Origin of the sequence: Pseudomonas syringae (assembly GCF_001698815.1) — a bacterium.
GTDB classification, from domain to species: Bacteria; Pseudomonadota; Gammaproteobacteria; order Pseudomonadales; family Pseudomonadaceae; genus Aquipseudomonas; species Aquipseudomonas syringae_A.
The window spans coordinates 12,175-30,510 of the sequence record NZ_LGSI01000004.1; the positions used below are offsets into that span (position 1 = coordinate 12,175).

Sequence of the window (18,336 nt, forward strand, 5' to 3'; positions counted from 1 at the left end):
GAACACATCCCGGAGCACTTTCGGGACGTATTTTCCAGTCGGAGTTGTCATGAATTCTTCTTCCCTGCGCATTTGTGTCGCCGGTGCGGGTGCTATCGGCTGCACGCTGGCCGCCCGCATGGCCCTGAGTGGCCGGGCGATCAATGTCTTCGCTCGGGGCGAAACCCTGAGCATTCTGCAGCGTGACGGCATTCACTTGAGCGATGTGCACGGCGAGCATCACGTGCGGGTCAATGCCAGCAACGACGCAATCGCCCTGGGCGAACAGGACTTGGTATTTCTCTGCGCCAAGGCGCATTCGCTGAGCAGGATGCTCCCGCAAATCCGGCCTCTGATCGGCCCGCAGACCATCATCGTGCCCGTGGTGAATGGCGTGCCGTGGTGGTACTTCCATGGCGAAGGCGGACGCTTCGATGGCGAACGGATCGAAGCCGTTGACCCTGGCGGGCTGTTGTCCGATGCGCTCGATCTGAACCAGATCATCGGCTGCGTGGTGTTCGTCACCGCTCAATGTCCGAGCCCCGGCGTGGTCAAAGCCGACGACCCTTATCGAATTATTTTCGGCGAACTGGATAACAAACTGACACCGCGTCTCGAACGCGTGCGGGCGCTGATTGAAGCGTCCGGTATCGAGGCGCAAGGCACGGATCGTTTGCGCGATCAGCTGTGGACGAAAATCATCGCCAACCTGACGTCCAATCCGGTGTCGGTGATCACGGGCGCGACCTTGGGACAGATCTACGGCCTGCCGCCTATGCGTGAGCTGGCAATGGGCATGTTTCAGGAGGCGATGCTGGTCGCCACGACCTATGACGCCAGCGTGAGCATGGACCGTGAGACGTTTATTCGCTTTGGCGCAAGCATGGGTGCGGTGCGTACTTCGATGCTGCAAGACTTCGAAAAAGGCTTGCCGCTGGAGCTGGCCGCGATAGGCGATGCAGTGCTGGAACTGGCCGAACGCGCCAACGTGCCAATGCCCATCACCCGCAGCATTTTGACCCTGGCGCATTTTTGTGCGGGAAAGGTGGCGTAGGAACTCAGGTCCGTTGGAGCGAGGCTTGCCCGCGAAGGCTTTGTTCAGGTTTCGGAACGGGGTGAACGTACCGTCCTCTTCGCGGGCAAGCCTCGCTCCAACAGAATTGCACCCGATCAGGTAATCGGCGCGGGGTTGAACAGGGTAATGTCGTTGTGCAAACGATAATGCTCGGTCCAGGTTTTCTTCTTGCCGCTGGCCACGTCCAGATAGAAGTGGAACAGCTCCCAACCGAGGTCTTCGATGCTGGCGCGGCCTGTAGCGATGCGTCCTGCGTCGATATCGATCAGGTCCGGCCAGCGCTGAGCGAGCTCAGTACGGGTCGAAACCTTGACCACCGGCGCCATGGCCAGACCGTAAGGCGTGCCGCGCCCGGTGGTGAACACGTGCAGGTTCATCCCGGCCGCCAGTTGCAAGGTGCCGCAGACGAAATCGCTCGCCGGCGTTGCACAGAAAATCAGCCCTTTGCGCTTGAAACGCTCGCCAGGGCCAAGCACCCCGTTGATCGCGCTGCTGCCGGATTTGACGATCGATCCCAGGGATTTCTCGACAATATTCGACAGCCCGCCCTTCTTGTTGCCCGGCGTGGTGTTGGCGCTGCGATCCGCTTCGCCCTTGGCCAGATAGCGGTCGTACCAGTCCATTTCGCGAACCAGTTCTTCGGCCACTTCCTGCGACTCGGCGCGGGCGGTGAGCAAATAGATCGCGTCACGGACTTCGGTGACTTCAGAAAACATCACCGTCGCACCGGCGCGCAGCAGCAGGTCCGAGGCGTAACCCAAGGCTGGGTTGGCGGTAATGCCGGAAAACGCATCGCTGCCGCCGCACTGCATACCCAGAATCAACTCGGAGGCCGGCACTGTTTCGCGACGGCGCTGGTCGAGTTTCTTCAGGCGGGTTTCGGCCAGTTCCATGATCTGCTCGATCATTTCGTTGAAGCCGTGACTGGAATCCTGCAGGCGATACAGCCATGGATCAGTGAGATCCACCGAGCTGTCGCCTTCGTGCATCACCTGTCCGGCCTGCAATTTCTCGCAGCCCAGGCTGATGACCAACGCTTCGCCGCCCAGGTTCGGGTTGCGCGCCAGATTACGGACGGTACGAATCGGGATGTACGCGTCGGTGGCCGTAATGGCGACGCCGCAGCCGTAGCTGTGCGTCAGGGCCACCACGTCATCGACGTTCGGGTATTTGGGCAGCAACTCGTCACGGATGCGCTTGACCGCATGGTCCAGCACACCGGTCACGCACTGCACGGTGGTAGTGATGCCGAGAATGTTACGCGTGCCGACGGTGCCGTCGGCGTTGCGATAACCCTCAAAGGTGAAACCTTCCAGCGGCGCCTGCTTTTGCGGCACCGCGTCAGACATCGGCAAGCTGTCCAGCGCAGGCGCTGAAGGCATGCGCAGCTGATCTTCCCTGACCCAACTGCCCCGTGGAATCGGCTGCAAGGCATAACCAATGGTATGCCCGTAACGGATAATCGGCTCGCCCTCGGCGATATCGACAGTGTTGACCTTGTGGCTCTGCGGTACGTTGTCGATGGTCACCAGGCCATTGTCGAACTCAGTGCCGGCTGGCACACCCTGGTCGTTGACCACCACGACCACGTTGTCCAGCTCATGGAGCCGGATGTAACGTGGCGAATCGGCATGTTGAATCAGGTTCATCACGGTTTCCTCAGGATTTAGCTTGAGAAAGGTCGCTGGCGTTTTCGCCAATCAGTGGCCCCTTGGTTGGAGGCTCTTTCAATTCAACGCGTTTGATCTCACCCACGATGAAGATGTAGCTGAACACCGCCACCACAGCGTTGGCACCCACGAACACCAGAGCCCATTTGAACGAGCCAGTGGAGCTGATGATGTAGCCAATCACGATTGGGGTAGTGATCGATGCAATGTTGCCGAACATGTTGAACAGGCCGCCGCTCAAACCGGCAATCTGTTTCGGCGAGGCATCGGACATGACCGCCCAGCCCAATGCGCCCACACCTTTACCGAAGAACGCCAGCGCCATGAAGCCCACGACCATCCATTCGATGTCGACATAGTTGCACGCGACGATGGAAGTCGACAGCAGCAGGCCACCAATGATCGGCGCCTTGCGGGCGAAGGTCAGCGAATGGCCCTTGCGCAGCAGGTAGTCGGAAATGATCCCGCCCAACACGCCACCGATAAAGCCGCAGATCGCCGGCAAGGACGCGATGATGCCGGCCTTGAGAATGGTCATGCCGCGTTCCTGAACCAGATACACCGGGAACCAGGTCAGGAAGAAGTAGGTGATGCCGTTAATGCAGTATTGGCTCAGGTAGATGCCGAGCATCATGCGGTTGGTCAGGAGCTGACGAATGTAGTCCCATTTCGGACCCGATTTGCTGCCTTTGACCTTGTCCTGATCCATGTCGACCATGCCGCCGTTGTTGGCGATGTGATCAAACTCTTCCTTGTTGATACGCGGGTGTTCGCGCGGGCTGTAGATGACTTTCATCCAGATCATCGAGAACACGATGCCGATCGAACCCATCACGATGAACACATGCTGCCAGCCGTAGGTGTAGACGATCCAGCCCATCAGCGGTGCGAACAGCACAGTGGCAAAGTATTGCGCGGAGTTGAAGATGGCGGATGCCGTGCCACGTTCAGCGGTCGGGAACCAGGCCGCCACAATGCGGGCGTTACCAGGGAAGGATGGCGCTTCGGCCAGACCCACCATGAAACGCAGCAGGAACAGCAGAACGATGGCGGTAGAAACACCGAACTCACCGACATAGCCTTGCAGCACGGTGAACAACGACCAGGTGAAAATACTCAGGGCGTAGACTTTCTTCGAACCGAAGCGGTCGAGCAGCCAACCACCAGGGATCTGACCGGCCACATAAGCCCAGCCAAACGCAGAGAAGATAAAACCGAGTGTTACGGCGTCGATTCCGAGGCTTTTTTGCAGACTGGAACCGGCGATAGCGATGGTGGCTCGGTCGGCGTAGTTGATCGTGGTCACCAGGAACAGCATGAGCAGGATCAAATAGCGGACGTGAGTCGGCTTGGTTTTTAGCATGTGTGTGAACTCCCACTAATTATTTTTTTTACGCGGGTGAAACTGTTTTTTTTTACGTGTTGCTAACGCCTGCCGGCCCCTTAGGCGATATCGCACTTGGCGAATCGTCCTACCTACAGTACAAACGCGTCCTTACGATCCATGCTGCTGGCAAACACCCAAGGGCAAAAAACCGCTGATCGCTCAGCGGTTAGTTACCTGTGGATTTGTTACTGCTTACCCTGCTTGTCCATCAGGGCTGCGAGCATTTCGTACTCTTCGCCAGTCAGGTCAGTCAGTGGGGTCCGCACCGGACCTGCGTCATAGCCGGCGATTTTGGCGCCAGCCTTGACGATGCTCACGGCATAACCGGATTTACGGTTACGAATGTCCAGGTATGGCAGGAAGAAATCGTCGATCATTTTGCCAACAGCAACGTGATCGTCCTTGGCGATAGCGTGGTAGAAGTCCATCGCCAGTTTCGGTACGAAGTTGAATACCGCAGACGAGTAAACCGGCACGCCCAGCGCCTTGTAGGCAGCGGCATAGACTTCAGCGGTCGGCAAACCGCCCAGGTACGAGAAGCGATCGCCGAGGCGACGGCGGATCGAAACCATCAGTTCGATATCGCCCAGGCCATCTTTGTAACCGATCAGATTCGGGCAACGCTCGGCCAGTTGCTCCAGCAGCGGAGCGGTCAGGCGGCAAACGTTACGGTTGTAGACGATAACGCCGATCTTGACCGATTTGCACACAGCTTCAACGTGAGCGGCAACGCCGTCCTGGCTGGCTTCAGTCAGGTAGTGCGGCAGCAGCAACAGCCCCTTGGCACCCAGACGCTCGGCTTCTTGCGCGTATTCGATAGCCTGGCGGGTAGAACCGCCGACACCGGCAAGAATCGGCACGCTGGTAGCGCAGGTATCGACCGCAGTCTTGATCACTTCGGAGTATTCGCTGGCTGCCAGGGAGAAGAACTCACCTGTACCGCCGGCAGCGAACAAAGCGCTGGCGCCGTAAGGGGCCAACCACTCAAGACGTTTGATGTAGCCAGCGCGATTGAAGTCGCCCTGAGCATTGAAATCGGTAACCGGGAAGGACAGCAGACCGTGGGAAAGGATGGACTTCAGTTCTTGTGGATTCATTATTCGAACACCCTGAGAAGCAAAAAAAAGTGAATGGATCATCAGTCCTGCGCTGATGTCGTAAGTCATCGTACAACTGAAAATAAAATGACTCAACAGGCATTTGGAGATATTTGCTTCAGCGGTCAATGGCGGCAGGATGAAGCCCGCAGGAATGGGCCTTGCCGGGTTTTGGTATAGAACGAAAGTCGTACGACGTCTTCGGATGCGTGAACGGCTGGTACAGAATTCGTAGGACCGGCTTCAGCCGGGAGAGCGTGCTCCCGGCTGAAGCCGGTCCTACGTCATGGCGCCTTGTCTTCTCAAGCCCGCTGCGATTCAGCCTCTTCATGGGCGTGGCGCAAACGTTCGCGGCTGTTGGTCAGGTGCAGGCGCATGGCGGCGCGAGCGGCGTCCGAGTCCTGGCGGGCGATTGCGTCGTAAATCTCCTCGTGTTCCCGGCTGAGGCGATTCATGTAGTGCTGTTGATCGTCATGGGCCAGACGTGCCGAGTTCAAGCGGGTACGCGGAATGATGCTGGTACCCAGGTGGGTCATGATGTCGGTGAAATAACGGTTACCCGTGGACAGCGCGATTTGCAGGTGGAACTGGAAGTCCGACGCCACGGCATCACTGGCATGTGCCGCGCTTTCGTTCAATGCATCCAGCGCGTTGCGCATAGCCAGCAACTGCTCGTCCGTACGACGCTGCGCGGCCAGACCGGCAGATTCCACTTCCAGGCTGATCCGCAATTCGAGAATCGCCAGTACATCACGCAACGTGACAATAGTGGCCGGGTCGATACGGAAACCGCTCGGGCTCGGCGTATCGAGCACAAAGGTGCCGATGCCATGCCGGGTTTCGACCAGACCCGACGCCTGCAGGCGCGAAATCGCTTCGCGCACCACCGTGCGGCTGACGCCCTGCTCTTCCATGATCGCCGACTCGGTAGGCAACTTATCCCCACGCTTGAGCTGTCCGCTGCGAATTCGCTCAGACAATTCAGTGACCAGCTCTTGCGCCAGGCTGCGGTGCTTTCTGCGGGCGCGAGGCGGAGCGCTTTGATTTTCCATATCCAACATCAATCTCAGGGCAGTTAAGGGAACAATGATAGCTCACGGCGTTGTACGATCACATGCGTAAAAACGACTCGACCTGCAACATATCTATACAACCGCTTCAGGATGCGGCTGTTCGAGCAGTTGCCCGCCCTCAATGCGCAGGTGCCGACGATGAAAACGCTTGAGACTGCTGCGATGGCCAATGCTTAACAGGGTTACGCCCGGCAATTCATCGATCAGCGCCTGATACAGCGCAGCCTCGTCCTCTTCATCCATGGCCGAAGTCGCCTCATCCAGATACAACCAGCGCGGCGCGAACAACAATGCCCTGGCAAACGCCACGCGCTGCTGCTCACCCGGTGACAACATGCGTTGCCAGTGATTGCTTTCATCCAGACGCGGAATCAGATGGTTCAAGCGGCAGGTTTGCAGAATCTCGGCAAAGCGCTCGGCAGGGTAAACGTCGCTGGCCTGTGGATAACTTAACGCGTCGCGCAAGGTACCGATGGGCAGATAAGGCTTCTGCGGCAAGAACAGATAGCGTTCAGCCGGCACGACCAACTGGCCATGGCCATCATTCCACAAACCACCCAACGCCCGCAGCAACGTGCTTTTGCCGCTGCCGGACCGCCCGCTGAGCATGACGTGCTCACCCGCTGCGATACTCAGATTGGCATTGCTCAGCAATTGCCGACCCGCACCGAGCTGCAAGCCCAGGCCTTTCAAGCTCAAGGCATCGCCGTCGCGACGGATATCGAAGGCCGGCTCGCGTTGTTCATTGTGAGCCATGGCCTGACGGAAACTCAGCAAACGATCACAGGTCGCGCGCCATGACGCCAACGTAGTGTACGCGTCGATAAACCAGCTGAAGTTCTCCTGCACGTTGCCGAATGCCGAGTTGATCTGCATCAGGCCGCCCAGCTCGATCTTGCCTGCGAAGTAACGCGGCGCGGCGACGACAAAGGCGAAGATGATGGCGATCTGGGAATAACCGGCCGTAAAGAACGTCAGGCGCTTTTGCACCTTCATGATCGTCCAGAAATTCCCCCAGACCATGCCGAATCGTGAACTCAGGCGCTCATTCTCGTTGGGCTCGCCGTTGGACAGCGCAATGCTTTCGGCATTTTCCCGCACCCGAACCAGGGCGAAACGCAGGTCGGCTTCGTAGCGTTCCTGCTGGTTGCTGAGCAGGATCAGACGCCGCCCGATCAGGTGCGTCAGCCAGCTGCCCACTACCGCATACAACAAGGCCGCCCAGAACATATAGCCGGGGATGGTGATGCCGAACAATTCGATGCTGCCGGAAACGCCCCACAGGATGATGGAAAACGAAACCAGACTGACCACCGTACGCATCAGCCCCAAACCCAGCGACAAGGTGCTGGTGGTGAACTGATCCAGATCCTGGGACAGGCGTTGGTCAGGGTTGTCGGTATAACCGCCCTGCTCCAGTTGGTAGTAGTTCTTGTGGCTGAGCCATTTGGCGAAATGCTGCTCGGTCAGCCAGCGCCGCCAGCGAATGGTCAGCATTTGCGTGAGATAAAGCCGGTAAACCGCACTCAGAATGCCCACCGCAGCAATCCCGCAGAAGTACAGAATCTGCTGGGTGAAGGCTTCCAGGTCTTTCTTTTCCAGCGCGTTATAGAAGTCGCGATACCAGCTGTTGATCACCACCGAAATGGCCACGCTGAACAGTGAAAGGGCAATCACGGCAATCAGCAGAGTCCAGGCCAGGCCCTTTTCTTCACTGCGCCAATAAGGGGTCGTGAGCTTCCATACTCGCGAAAAAAAAGCTCCTTCAACGCTGTCATTGACCGTTGAATATTCGGCATTGCGACTCATGGGTGATGTCTCGGCTTCAATTGAAGTTCAGCGTCCGGGATAAACCTGAACGCTCGACACGATCATCCTTGAATGGGGTTGTGCTTTGACTCAGCGACGCACCGGCCGCTTCTGCAACTTGCGCTGCAAGGTGCGTCGATGCATGCCCAGCGCTCGGGCCGTGGCCGAAATATTGCCTTCATGCTCGGTCAGGACACGCTGAATGTGTTCCCACTGCAAACGGTCCACCGACATCGGGTTTTCCGGCACCAGGGTATCCAGATCGGAATGCTGGGAGAGCAGCGAGGCCAGCACGTCGTCGGCATCTGCCGGTTTGCACAGGTAATTGCACGCGCCGCGCTTGATCGCCTCGACGGCGGTGGCGATGCTCGAATAACCGGTGAGGATCACCACGCGCATGTCCGGGTCGAGTTCCAGCAGCTTGGGCAGCAGGACCAGGCCGGAATCACCGTCCATCTTCAAGTCCAGCGCGGCAAACTCGGGAATGTCCGCCTGCGCCAGGGCCAGGCCTTCTTCGGCGGAACCTGCGGTGCTCACGCGAAAGCCGCGACGGCTCATGGCTCGCGCCATCACTCGGGTAAAGGTCGCATCATCGTCAACCAGCAACAGATGCGGCAGCTCTTCGCCTTCAACCTGGATTTCGTCACTCATTTAAGTCTCCTCGGGCATCACGGGGCAGACGCAGCTCAGTGAGCGTGCCGCCTTCTTCATGACTGTAGAGTTTTACCGAGCCGCCCGCACGGGTCACGCTGGCTTTGCTCAGGAAAAGGCCCAGGCCGAAGCCTTTGCCCTTGGTGGTAAAGAAAGGTTTGCCGATTTGTTCGGCAATGGCCAGCGGCACCCCTGCGCCGTGGTCGCGAATACTGATGCAGATTTCCTCGAAGTCCCAGCCCAGACTGACTTCCAGCCCTTCCGGGCAGGCATCGGCGGCGTTGTTCAGCAGGTTAAGCAACGCTTGGGTCAAGTCCGGCGGCGGCGCAAGCATGGGCGCTGTATCGGTGCCCAGCAACACAAAACGATAACTGGCTTCCGGGCGCATCAGGTGCCAGCGATTAAGGGCTTCATCCAGCCAGTGCGTCACCGCCTGCTTTTCCACCGCCAGACGCCGATTGGCCTCGGAAGCGCGAACCAGTTGCTGCAAGGTCAGCTTGCATTGCTTGACCTGCTCTTGCAGCACGGCAAGATCGTCCTGCAACGCCGGATCGTGATGATCCTGGCGCATCTCTTTAAGCAGCACGCTCATGGTCGACAACGGCGTGCCCAATTCATGCGCCGCGCCAGCCGCCTGGGTCGCCACAGCGAGCAATTGCTGGTCACGCAGGCCTTCTTCACGGCGCTCGGCACGCAGTTGCTCCTGGCGGCGCAGCTCTTCGGCCATTTTCGCAGCGAAGAACGTGATCACCGCAGCCGCCAGGGCGAAACTCAGCCACATGCCGTAAATCTGCAGGTTCTCCCGCGCAATGGGCAACGTGTCCAACGGATAGAACTGCACCAGCAGCAAGGTATAGGCGGCCAGCGCAATGCCAGACAGAATCAGCGAAAAGCGCCATGGCAGCGTGACCGCAGCAATGGTCAGCGGCACCAGGTAATAAGAAACGAACGGGTTGGTCGAGCCGCCGGAGTAGTACAGCAGCGCGCTATGAATCAGCAGGTCGAAGGCCAGCTGCACGGCATATTCCAGTTCGGTGACCGGCAGCGAAGTGCGCAGCCGAACGGCGGTCAGGAGACACCAGACCATGGAAAAGCCGAGGGTAATCGCCAGTTGCATCCAGGGAAGCGGCAACAAGTGAAACAGGTAGGCAATACCCACCGATCCAGCCTGCGCGGCCAGCACCAGCATGCGGATAAGAGTCAGACGCCAGAGGTTCTGGCGAGTAGCGGACAGCAATTGAACGGGGGCGAGCATGAGCTCTCCTGATGAGTGCTCCAGGCGAATCGGAGCGAGTATAACCAGCCACAGGTGAAAACTGCGAAAAGTGAGGCATGTTTGTTGGAGCGAGGCTTGCCCGCGAAGCTTGATTCCAGTCGTCATTTCCTTTGGCTTGATTGACGCCTTCGCGGGCAAGCCTCGCTCCAACGATGGTTTTCGGATCGGAACCTGCCCCCGGTTTCACAGTCTGATAGCTTTGCGTCTCAGCTCGACCACACCTCCATAAAAGGAAGTTTCCATGTTCAGCCTTCGTCCAACTGCCGCCCTCCTCGCCCTCGGCGTTGCTGCCCTGTCCAGCGTTTCAGCCATGGCTGAAGACCTCCGTTACAACCAGATTTCCGTGCGTGCCGAAGTGGACCAGGAAGTCGCTCGCGACTTGATGAACGTCACGCTCTATAGCGAGGCGCAGAACACCGATCCGGCCAAACTCGCTGCTGAAATCACCGAAACCCTGAACAAGGCCCTCGCGCAAGCGCGGCAGGTCAACGGCGTGACAATCCGCCAGGGCAATCGCAGCAGTTATCCGGTCTATGACGACAAAGGGCAGAAGATCACCGGCTGGCGTGAACGTGCCGAGCTGCGTCTGGAAAGCGCCGATTTCGCGGCACTGTCCAAGCTCACCGGCGAGATGCTCGGTGACATGAAAATGGGCGGTATGGATTTCTCCATTGCCAAGCCAACCCGCAAAGCCAGCGAAGATGTGTTGCTCAAGGATGCCGTGACGGCGTTCCGGGCGCGCGCGCAACTGCTGACCGAAGCGCTGGGCGGCACGGGTTATAAAGTGGTCAACCTGACGTTCAATACTTCGGGCTTCCCGCAGCCGTACTTGCGCGCGCCGGTCATGATGATGAAAGCCGCCCGCTCTGACGGCGCGCCGACCCCGGATGTCGAAGCCGGCACCAGCCAGGTAACGGTCACCGCCGACGGCGTGATCGAAGTCGCCATTCCCTGATTGATCCTGGCGGCAATTACGGTTGCCGCCATTTCCTGTACGTCCCGCCGACACCTCGCTACACCTGCGTTCCTTTCCCCTACATGCATTGCCGACCTGTCTGATTCCGCCATTTTTCTCAGGCCGTAAACTCACACCCCGTTACACCCACATTCATTTTTACGCGCAGGTCGCTGACAGTCGACTGCGGCTGCACGCTTGCGCTCACTCTAAAGGAATCACGGATGAATCCTTCGCAAACACTTATTGATAACGACACAGCCGTCGAACCCCTGCCCGTGGCGCTGCGCTTCGAAGCAGGCAAAGGCGATCCTGTAACAGCCACCCACGGTGCAATCGAAGGAGTGCTTGGCAAGCTCGATCTCACCGCGTTTCAGATCCGCGCCATTTATTACGGCAACTGGCTCAGGGATTACTCCCAACTGCTCGACCCGAAACTGGTCCGCGCTGTCGGCACCCCGAAAAACTTCCCGGACGTGTTGTCCCGAGAGGCCTTGAGCAAGATCGTCGATGTGCTGGCGGTCCGGGAATTTACCGGACTGATGGCAACTGATCGCCAGCAATTTATCGTGACGCCCGAAAGACTTGGCGTTTACCGGCCCAGCGAACACCTCGACAATCCCAAACCCACTAACGACAAACCCACTGACCCGAAAAGCATCGACGCGGATTTCGAAGACTGGGTCGCGCCGGATGACGCGTCACTGCAAGTCGACCCTGAAACGTCGATGAAGCGCTACTTGCAGCGTTGCAAGGCGTTCATGACCGCCGAGCTGAACCTTGCGCGCCAGGCGGGTCCGCAATCCGCCGATGGCCTGCGGGCCTTCGGTTCCGCGCTGCATGTTCTGGAAGACTTCTTCGCCCACTCCAACTTTGTCGAACTCAGCCTGAGAAAGATGGGTTATAGCGACGTGCTGCCATGGACCTCCAAGGCCGACTGCAAGCATGGTTTGCCCCTGGTGACCGGCACCTTTGGCGGCAGCGATATCATCGGCAGTCTGGCAGCACCGCTGGGCAAGATCCTGTTTTCCACAGATGACAAACCGTTCGAAGTCACCAGACCCGGCGTGCGCTACGAGCGCGACCAGATTATCCAGATCCTGCTCAGCGAACATCCCGACCCGAAATGGTATGACGCCCATGAGGCATTTTTGAGCGCTCGCGATACGTGGGCCGGTCTGTCGTTTGCCAGCAAAGTCGAACAAATCTTCAATGTCATCGGTACGCCGGGCAGGATCGTTGGCAACGCTGTCGGCACCGCCATGCAAGGCCTGACCACACTGTTCGGCAACAGCGTTGACGACGCGCAAACCACCTTGGGCGAAGATCCAAACACCAACGGCTCGACAAACCCATCCCACTCCCAACTCGCCAAGGACCATGCCGAACATCCGCTGCACTTCCTCGCCGGGCAGCTGGCGCAGAAAGCCGTGCTGCACGTGGCGCAGGCAATGCTCGGGCAATGGGAGCAAAAAATCGGGGCTCAAGACCCGACACAAGCAGCCGCGCAGTACTTTACCCATCCCATGGACAGTGACTGGCAGGATGCACTGGTGCGCGAATGGGCGAAAAACAACCCCGGACTTGTGAAACGCGCAACCAGCAAAAGCGAGCTGGATAACATCAGTAGAGATGTGCAGAAAAGCGCCAGCAAGGCGCTTGACCGTTTCAAAAACGAAAGCAGCACTTTCCTGAATAAATTTGACATCAATTCAGCCAAGGATGTGTGGAACCTGATCACAGGCAAGTAGCAACGCCCGGCAACAGCGCCAGATCAAGATGTTTGTGGGAACCCGCGCGGTGCGGCACTATCCGATGCCTATCGTTTGTCGATATTCAGGCACGGCTATTGCCGCACTTCGCGAGGACTCCATGACACCGACGCTCTTCAAACCGCTGTTGCTGACTACCGCGCTGCTGGCTTGCGCGCCCTTTGCCCAAGCCGCCAGCACCCTTGTGTATTGCTCCGAAGCCAGCCCGGCCGGCTTCGACCCGAGCCAGTACACCAGCGGCACCGATTTCGACGCGTCTGCCGAAACGGTGTTCAATCGCCTGACGCAATTCAAGCGCGGCGGCACCGAAGTCGAGCCGGGGCTGGCGACCCGCTGGGATGTTTCCAGCGACGGCCTGACTTACACCTTTCACCTGCGCCCCGGCGTGAAGTTCCACACCACCGATTACTTCAAGCCAAGCCGGGATTTCAACGCCGACGACGTACTGTTCACCTTCAATCGGCTGCTGGATGCCAACCAGCCGTTTCGCAAGGCTTACCCGTCCGAGTCGCCCTACTTCACCGACATGGACATGAACAAAACCATCAAGAGCGTGACAAAGGTCGACGACCAGACCGTCACGTTCAACCTGAACAACATTGACGCCGCTTTCGTGCAGAACCTGGCGATGAGCTTTGCCTCGATCCAGTCCGCCGAATACGCCGACCAGTTGCTCAAGCAGGGCAAGGCCGAAGAGATCAATCAGAAGCCGATTGGCACCGGCCCGTTCGTGTTCAAGCGCTATCAGAAGGACACGCAGATTCGCTACGACGCCAACACGGCGTACTGGAAACCCGAGGACGTCAAACTCGATCACCTGATTTTCTCAATCAACAGCGACGCCGCCGTGCGGCTGCAAAAGCTCAAGGCCGGCGAATGCCAGGTCAGCGGTTACCCGCGTCCGCAGGACATCGAACTGATGCAGAAAGACCCTAACCTCAAGGTGTTGAGCCAACCGGGTTTCAACCTGGGTTTCCTCGCCTATAACGTAACCCACGCGCCACTGGATCAACTCAAGGTGCGTCAGGCGCTAGACATGGCCATCGACAAGCCGGCGATCATCAAGGCGGTTTACCAGAGCGCCGGCCAGCTGGCCGAGAACGCCATCCCGCCGGGCCAGTGGAGCTACGACCCAACCGTTAAAGATGCGCCGTACGACCCGACCAAGGCCAAACAGCTGCTCAAGGAAGCCGGCGTCGCGCCAGGCACCCAGATCAATTTGTGGGCCATGACCGTCCAGCGCGCGTCGAACCCCAATGCGCGCATGTCGGCGCAGATGATTCAGGCCGACTGGTCGAAGATCGGCATCAAGGCCAACATCGTCAGTTATGAATGGGGCGAATACATCAAGCGCGCCAAGGCGGGCGAGCACGACGTGATGATCTACGGCTGGACCGGTGACAATGGCGACCCGGACAACTGGCTCGGCGTGTTGTACAGCTGTGCAGCGGTAAAAGGCAGCAACTACGCCAAATGGTGTGATCCGGCCTACGACAAACTGGTGCAACAGGCCAAGTTGACCACCAATCGCGACGAGCGAATCAAGCTTTACCAGCAGGCCCAGCACATTCTCAAGGCCCAGGTACCGATCACGCCGATTGCCAACTCCAAGGTCTTCCAGCCGATGCGCAAGGAAGTCCAGGACTTCAAATTGAGCCCCTTTGGCCTGACGCCTTTTTATGGGGTCAGCCTGAGCCAATAAGGCGGACCAATCCAAAATATTGGTAACACTCGCGCGCTAACCGGGTGCATTCACCACGTTCGGTTGCGCGCAGTTGGTGCGGAAAACATTCCAGATTGCAACGCGCAAACGATCAAATGCGCCAATAATTATACTTTTGCGACATTCGTGTACGCTCGTGCCACACATTGTGTCTTCTTTGACGTCAGGATCTTGCTTTGGGTATGGCCCCTGCATAACTATCATTCAGGTCTGACTCACAAGGTCATACCCTCTCTTAAAAAATGACAACAACTGAGGCCACCATGCTCAAACAAGCGGTCATTCCGTTTCTACTCAGCGCAGGTTTGCTCGCTGCAGCTCCTTTCGCCCAGGCAGCATCGAACCTTGTGTTCTGCTCCGAAGGCAGCCCGGCCGGTTTCGACCCTGGCCAGTACACCACTGGTACTGACTTCGACGCAGCGGCAGAAACCATTTTCAACCGTTTGAGCCAGTTCGAACGTGGCGGTACCGCAGTTGTGCCAGGTCTGGCAACCAGCTGGGATATCTCTCCCGACGTGCTGACCTACACCTTCCACTTGCGTGAAGGCGTCAAGTTCCACACCACGCCGTACTTCAAGCCTACCCGCACGTTCAATGCCGATGACGTGCTGTTCACGTTCAATCGCATGATCGACAAGGATATGCCGTTCCGCAAAGCGTACCCGACCGAATTCCCGTACTTCACCGACATGGCCATGGATACCAACATTGCCAAGATCGAAAAAGTCGACGATCTCACGGTCAAGTTTGTCCTGAAAACCGTGGATGCCGCGTTCATCCAGAACATGGCGATGAGCTTTGCCTCTATTCAGTCCGCTGAATACGCTGCGCAATTGCTCAAGGAAGGCAAGGCTGCGGACATCAACCAGAAGCCAATCGGCACTGGTCCGTTCGTATTCAAGAGCTACCAGAAAGACTCCAATATCCGCTACACCGGCAACAAGGATTACTGGAAGCCTGAAGACGTGAAGATCGACAACCTGATCTTCGCTATCACCACCGACGCTTCGGTACGTGCGCAAAAGCTGAAGAAAGGCGAATGCCAGATCACTGCTTACCCACGTCCAGCCGACCTTGCGCCGCTCAAGGCTGACAAAGACCTGAAGATGCCGGATCAGGCAGGCTTCAACCTGGGTTACATCGCCTACAACACGATGGACAAGATCAAGGGCGACGACAAACCGAACCCTCTGGCCATCAAGGAAGTTCGCCAGGCGCTGGACATGGCCGTGAACAAGCAGGGCATCATCGATGCCGTGTATCAGGGCGCAGGCCAACTGGCCGTCAACGCCATGCCGCCGACCCAATGGTCGTACGACACCACCATCAAAGATGCTCCGTTTGATGTCGAAAAAGCCAAGGCACTGCTCAAGCAGGCGGGCGTCAAGGAAGGCACCGAAATCACCCTGTGGGCGATGCCGGTTCAGCGTCCTTACAACCCGAACGCCAAGTTGATGGCCGAAATGCTCCAGTCCGACTGGAAGAAGATCGGTATCAACGCCAAGATCGTCAGCTATGAATGGGGCGAGTACATCAAGCGCGCCAAGGCCGGCGAAAACGGCGCCATGCTGATTGGCTGGAGCGGCGACAACGGTGACCCGGACAACTGGCTCGGCACCCTGTTTGGCTGTGATGCCGTCAACGGCAACAACTTTGCCAAATGGTGTGACAAGCCGTTCGATACCTTGATCCACCAGGCCAAGGAAACACCGGATCAGGCCAAGCGCACCGAACTGTACAAACAGGCGCAACACCTCCTCAAGGAAGCCGTACCGATGACGCCTATCGCGCACTCGACGGTTTACCAGCCAATGCGTACCTCCGTTCAGGACTTCAAGATCAGCCCGTTTGGTCTGAACTCCTTCTACGGCGTAAGCGTTAGCGGCAAGTAACAATGATGTAATTGCGCCACTACTGTGGCGCGATTACATATGTTAGCCGCAAGCAGAAAGTTATTCGACAAGTGGCAATTTGTTTCCATATGGAAATTTCCTACTTTATAGACGACTCATTCCTACGAACTGCGTCGGCATAATTTCCATTTACTGTATTGGCTGACCGACATACCTTCGACGCCGGCAGTAATTGCCATCACCCCTATAAAAACAATCAGGAAGATTTCCGGATTGGAGTTTTCCTTTTGTCAGCGATTAACGATGGACGAATTAAGTTCGTCCCGCGTTCGTTGCTCACTCGTTGAAGGATAAGGAGCATCATGAATAAAAATATCGTCATGGCGTCAGTGTTCGGGCTTGGCCTGGCCAGCGCGCCGTTCGCCCAGGCCGCCAGCAGCCTGGTGTTCTGCTCTGAAGGCAGCCCCGCCGGTTTTGACATTGCCCAATACACTTCGGGCACAGACAACGATGCAGCCGAGCCGATCTACAACCGGCTCACCGAATTCGAACAAGGCGGCACCGGCGTGGTTCCGGCGCTGGCGACCAAGTGGGACGTCTCGCAAGACGGTCTGGTCTACACCTTTCACCTGCGCGAAGGGGTGAAGTTCCATAGCAATACCGCTTTCAAACCGAGCCGTGATTTCAATGCGGACGACGTACTGTTCACCTTCAACCGCATGCTCAAGCCGGATCATCCATTTCGCGTTGCTTACCCGACCGAATTTCCGTACTTCAGCAGCATGGGCCTGAACAAGAACATCAAGTCAGTCGAGAAAACCGATCCGCTGACCGTGGTCTTCACGCTCAACAAGGTCGATGCCGCTTTTATCCAGAACGTGGCGATGAACTTCGCGTCGATTCTGTCCGCCGAATACGCCGATCAACTGCTCGCCGCCGGCAATATGCGCGATATCAACCAGCAGCCAATCGGTACTGGTCCGTTCGTATTTCAGCGTTATCAGAAAGATTCGCAGATCCGCTACAAGGGCAACAAAGAGTTCTGGGATCCGAGCCGGGTCAAGATCGACCAGTTGATTTTCGCAATCAATACCGACGCTTCGGTGCGCCTGCAAAAGCTCAAGAAGAATGAATGTCAGGTGACGCTCAACCCGCGTCCGGCCGACGTTCAGGCGCTCAAGGAAGACAAGCAACTGAAGGTCATCGAACAGGCTGGTTTCAACCTCGGTTATATCTCCTACAACGTGCGCCATGAGCCGTTGGGCAACCTGCAAGTGCGTCAGGCGCTGGATATGGCCGTGAACAAACAGGCCATCATCAACGCCGTTTACCAGGGCGCGGGCCAGCTGGCCGTCAATGCCATGCCGCCGACCCAATGGTCTTACGACGACACCATCAAGGACGCGGGCTACAACCCGGAAAAAGCCAAAGAGCTGCTGCGCGCCGCAGGCGTCAAGGAAGGCACCGAGCTGACCCTCTGGGCCATGCCGGTACAGCGTCCGTACAACCCGAACGCCAAGCTGATGGCTGAAATGCTCCAAGCCGATTGGGCCAAGGTCGGCATCAAGGTCAAGATCGTCAGCTATGAATGGGGCGAATACCTCAAGCGCACCAAGAACGGCGAACACGATATCTCGCTGATTGGCTGGACCGGCGACAACGGTGACCCGGATAACTGGCTCGGCACGCTGTACAGCTGCGCATCGATTGGCGGCAACAATTACTCGATGTGGTGCGACGAGAAATACGACGCCCTGGTCAAGGCCGCCGTTGCGACCGCCGACAAGACCCAGCGCATCGACCTGTACAAACAGGCCCAGCAGTACCTGAAGCAGCAAGTGCCGATCACGCCGATTGCGCACTCAACGGTCAATCAGCCATTGCGCGCTGAAGTTCAGGGTTTCCACGTCAGTCCGTTCGGTCGCAACAACTTCTCCGGCGTCAGCATCGCCGAATAACCACGTTGATCCATCTGGAGCTCGCTGCCTTTATCGCAGGCGGCGCGCTCCGCTGTTC

13 protein-coding genes are annotated in these 18,336 nt (G+C 57.7%); 6 read left to right on the forward strand and 7 right to left on the reverse strand.

Annotation, left to right across the window (positions count from 1 at the left end; all coding sequences use genetic code 11):
* The first annotated feature begins 49 nt into the window (after positions 1-49).
* A complete protein-coding gene (locus AFK24_RS00855; RefSeq protein WP_065831447.1) occupies positions 50-1,033 on the forward strand; it encodes a ketopantoate reductase family protein in 984 nt (327 codons plus the stop codon).
* Between the two features lie 116 nt (positions 1,034-1,149).
* On the opposite strand, the gene garD is transcribed toward AFK24_RS00855, so the two are convergent.
* The 7 genes from garD to AFK24_RS00890 all read right to left on the reverse strand — a co-directional run bounded on the left by garD (position 1,150) and on the right by AFK24_RS00890 (position 9,996).
* Positions 1,150-2,703 carry a galactarate dehydratase gene (gene garD / locus AFK24_RS00860; protein ID WP_065831448.1) on the reverse strand — a complete coding sequence of 518 codons (1,554 nt, stop codon included), beginning with the start codon at positions 2,701-2,703 and terminating at the stop codon, positions 1,150-1,152.
* A gap of 10 nt (positions 2,704-2,713) precedes the next feature.
* Complete coding sequence (locus AFK24_RS00865; protein WP_065831449.1) at positions 2,714-4,087, reverse strand: MFS transporter; 1,374 nt, start codon at positions 4,085-4,087, stop codon at positions 2,714-2,716.
* Positions 4,088-4,296: 209 nt separating this feature from the next.
* Complete coding sequence (gene kdgD / locus AFK24_RS00870; RefSeq protein WP_065831450.1) at positions 4,297-5,208, reverse strand: 5-dehydro-4-deoxyglucarate dehydratase; 912 nt, start codon at positions 5,206-5,208, stop codon at positions 4,297-4,299.
* Positions 5,209-5,510: 302 nt separating this feature from the next.
* Positions 5,511-6,260, reverse strand: a complete 750-nt coding sequence (locus AFK24_RS00875) for a FadR/GntR family transcriptional regulator (protein WP_020293129.1) — start codon at positions 6,258-6,260, stop codon at positions 5,511-5,513.
* A 93-nt stretch (positions 6,261-6,353) separates the two neighbouring features.
* Positions 6,354-8,090 (reverse strand): ABC transporter ATP-binding protein/permease, encoded by a 1,737-nt coding sequence (locus tag AFK24_RS00880; protein WP_065831451.1) that lies wholly within the window; start codon positions 8,088-8,090, stop codon positions 6,354-6,356.
* Positions 8,091-8,180: 90 nt separating this feature from the next.
* The gene (locus AFK24_RS00885; RefSeq protein WP_020293127.1) at positions 8,181-8,741 is read right to left on the reverse strand and encodes a response regulator transcription factor; all 561 of its coding nucleotides are present in this window, start codon (positions 8,739-8,741) and stop codon (positions 8,181-8,183) included.
* Entirely contained in the window at positions 8,734-9,996 is a 1,263-nt protein-coding gene (locus AFK24_RS00890; protein ID WP_065831452.1) for an ATP-binding protein, read from the reverse strand. The genes AFK24_RS00885 and AFK24_RS00890 overlap by 8 nt, the downstream gene beginning before the upstream one ends.
* Before the next feature lie 262 nt (positions 9,997-10,258).
* Here AFK24_RS00890 and AFK24_RS00895 point away from each other — a divergent pair, with 262 nt between their 5' ends.
* The 5 genes from AFK24_RS00895 to AFK24_RS00915 all read left to right on the forward strand — a co-directional run bounded on the left by AFK24_RS00895 (position 10,259) and on the right by AFK24_RS00915 (position 18,278).
* A complete protein-coding gene (locus AFK24_RS00895; RefSeq protein ID WP_065831453.1) occupies positions 10,259-10,972 on the forward strand; it encodes an SIMPL domain-containing protein in 714 nt (237 codons plus the stop codon).
* Between the two features lie 224 nt (positions 10,973-11,196).
* Complete coding sequence (locus tag AFK24_RS00900; protein WP_065831454.1) at positions 11,197-12,723, forward strand: HET-C-related protein; 1,527 nt, start codon at positions 11,197-11,199, stop codon at positions 12,721-12,723.
* A 121-nt stretch (positions 12,724-12,844) separates the two neighbouring features.
* On the forward strand, positions 12,845-14,446 hold the full coding sequence (locus AFK24_RS00905; RefSeq protein ID WP_065831455.1) for an ABC transporter substrate-binding protein: 1,602 nt from the start codon (positions 12,845-12,847) through the stop codon (positions 14,444-14,446).
* A 284-nt stretch (positions 14,447-14,730) separates the two neighbouring features.
* On the forward strand, positions 14,731-16,359 hold the full coding sequence (locus AFK24_RS00910) for an ABC transporter substrate-binding protein (RefSeq protein ID WP_065831456.1): 1,629 nt from the start codon (positions 14,731-14,733) through the stop codon (positions 16,357-16,359).
* Between the two features lie 323 nt (positions 16,360-16,682).
* Positions 16,683-18,278: an ABC transporter substrate-binding protein gene (locus AFK24_RS00915; protein WP_065831457.1), complete on the forward strand. Its 1,596-nt coding sequence runs from the start codon at positions 16,683-16,685 to the stop codon at positions 18,276-18,278.
* Positions 18,279-18,336: the final 58 nt, after the last annotated feature.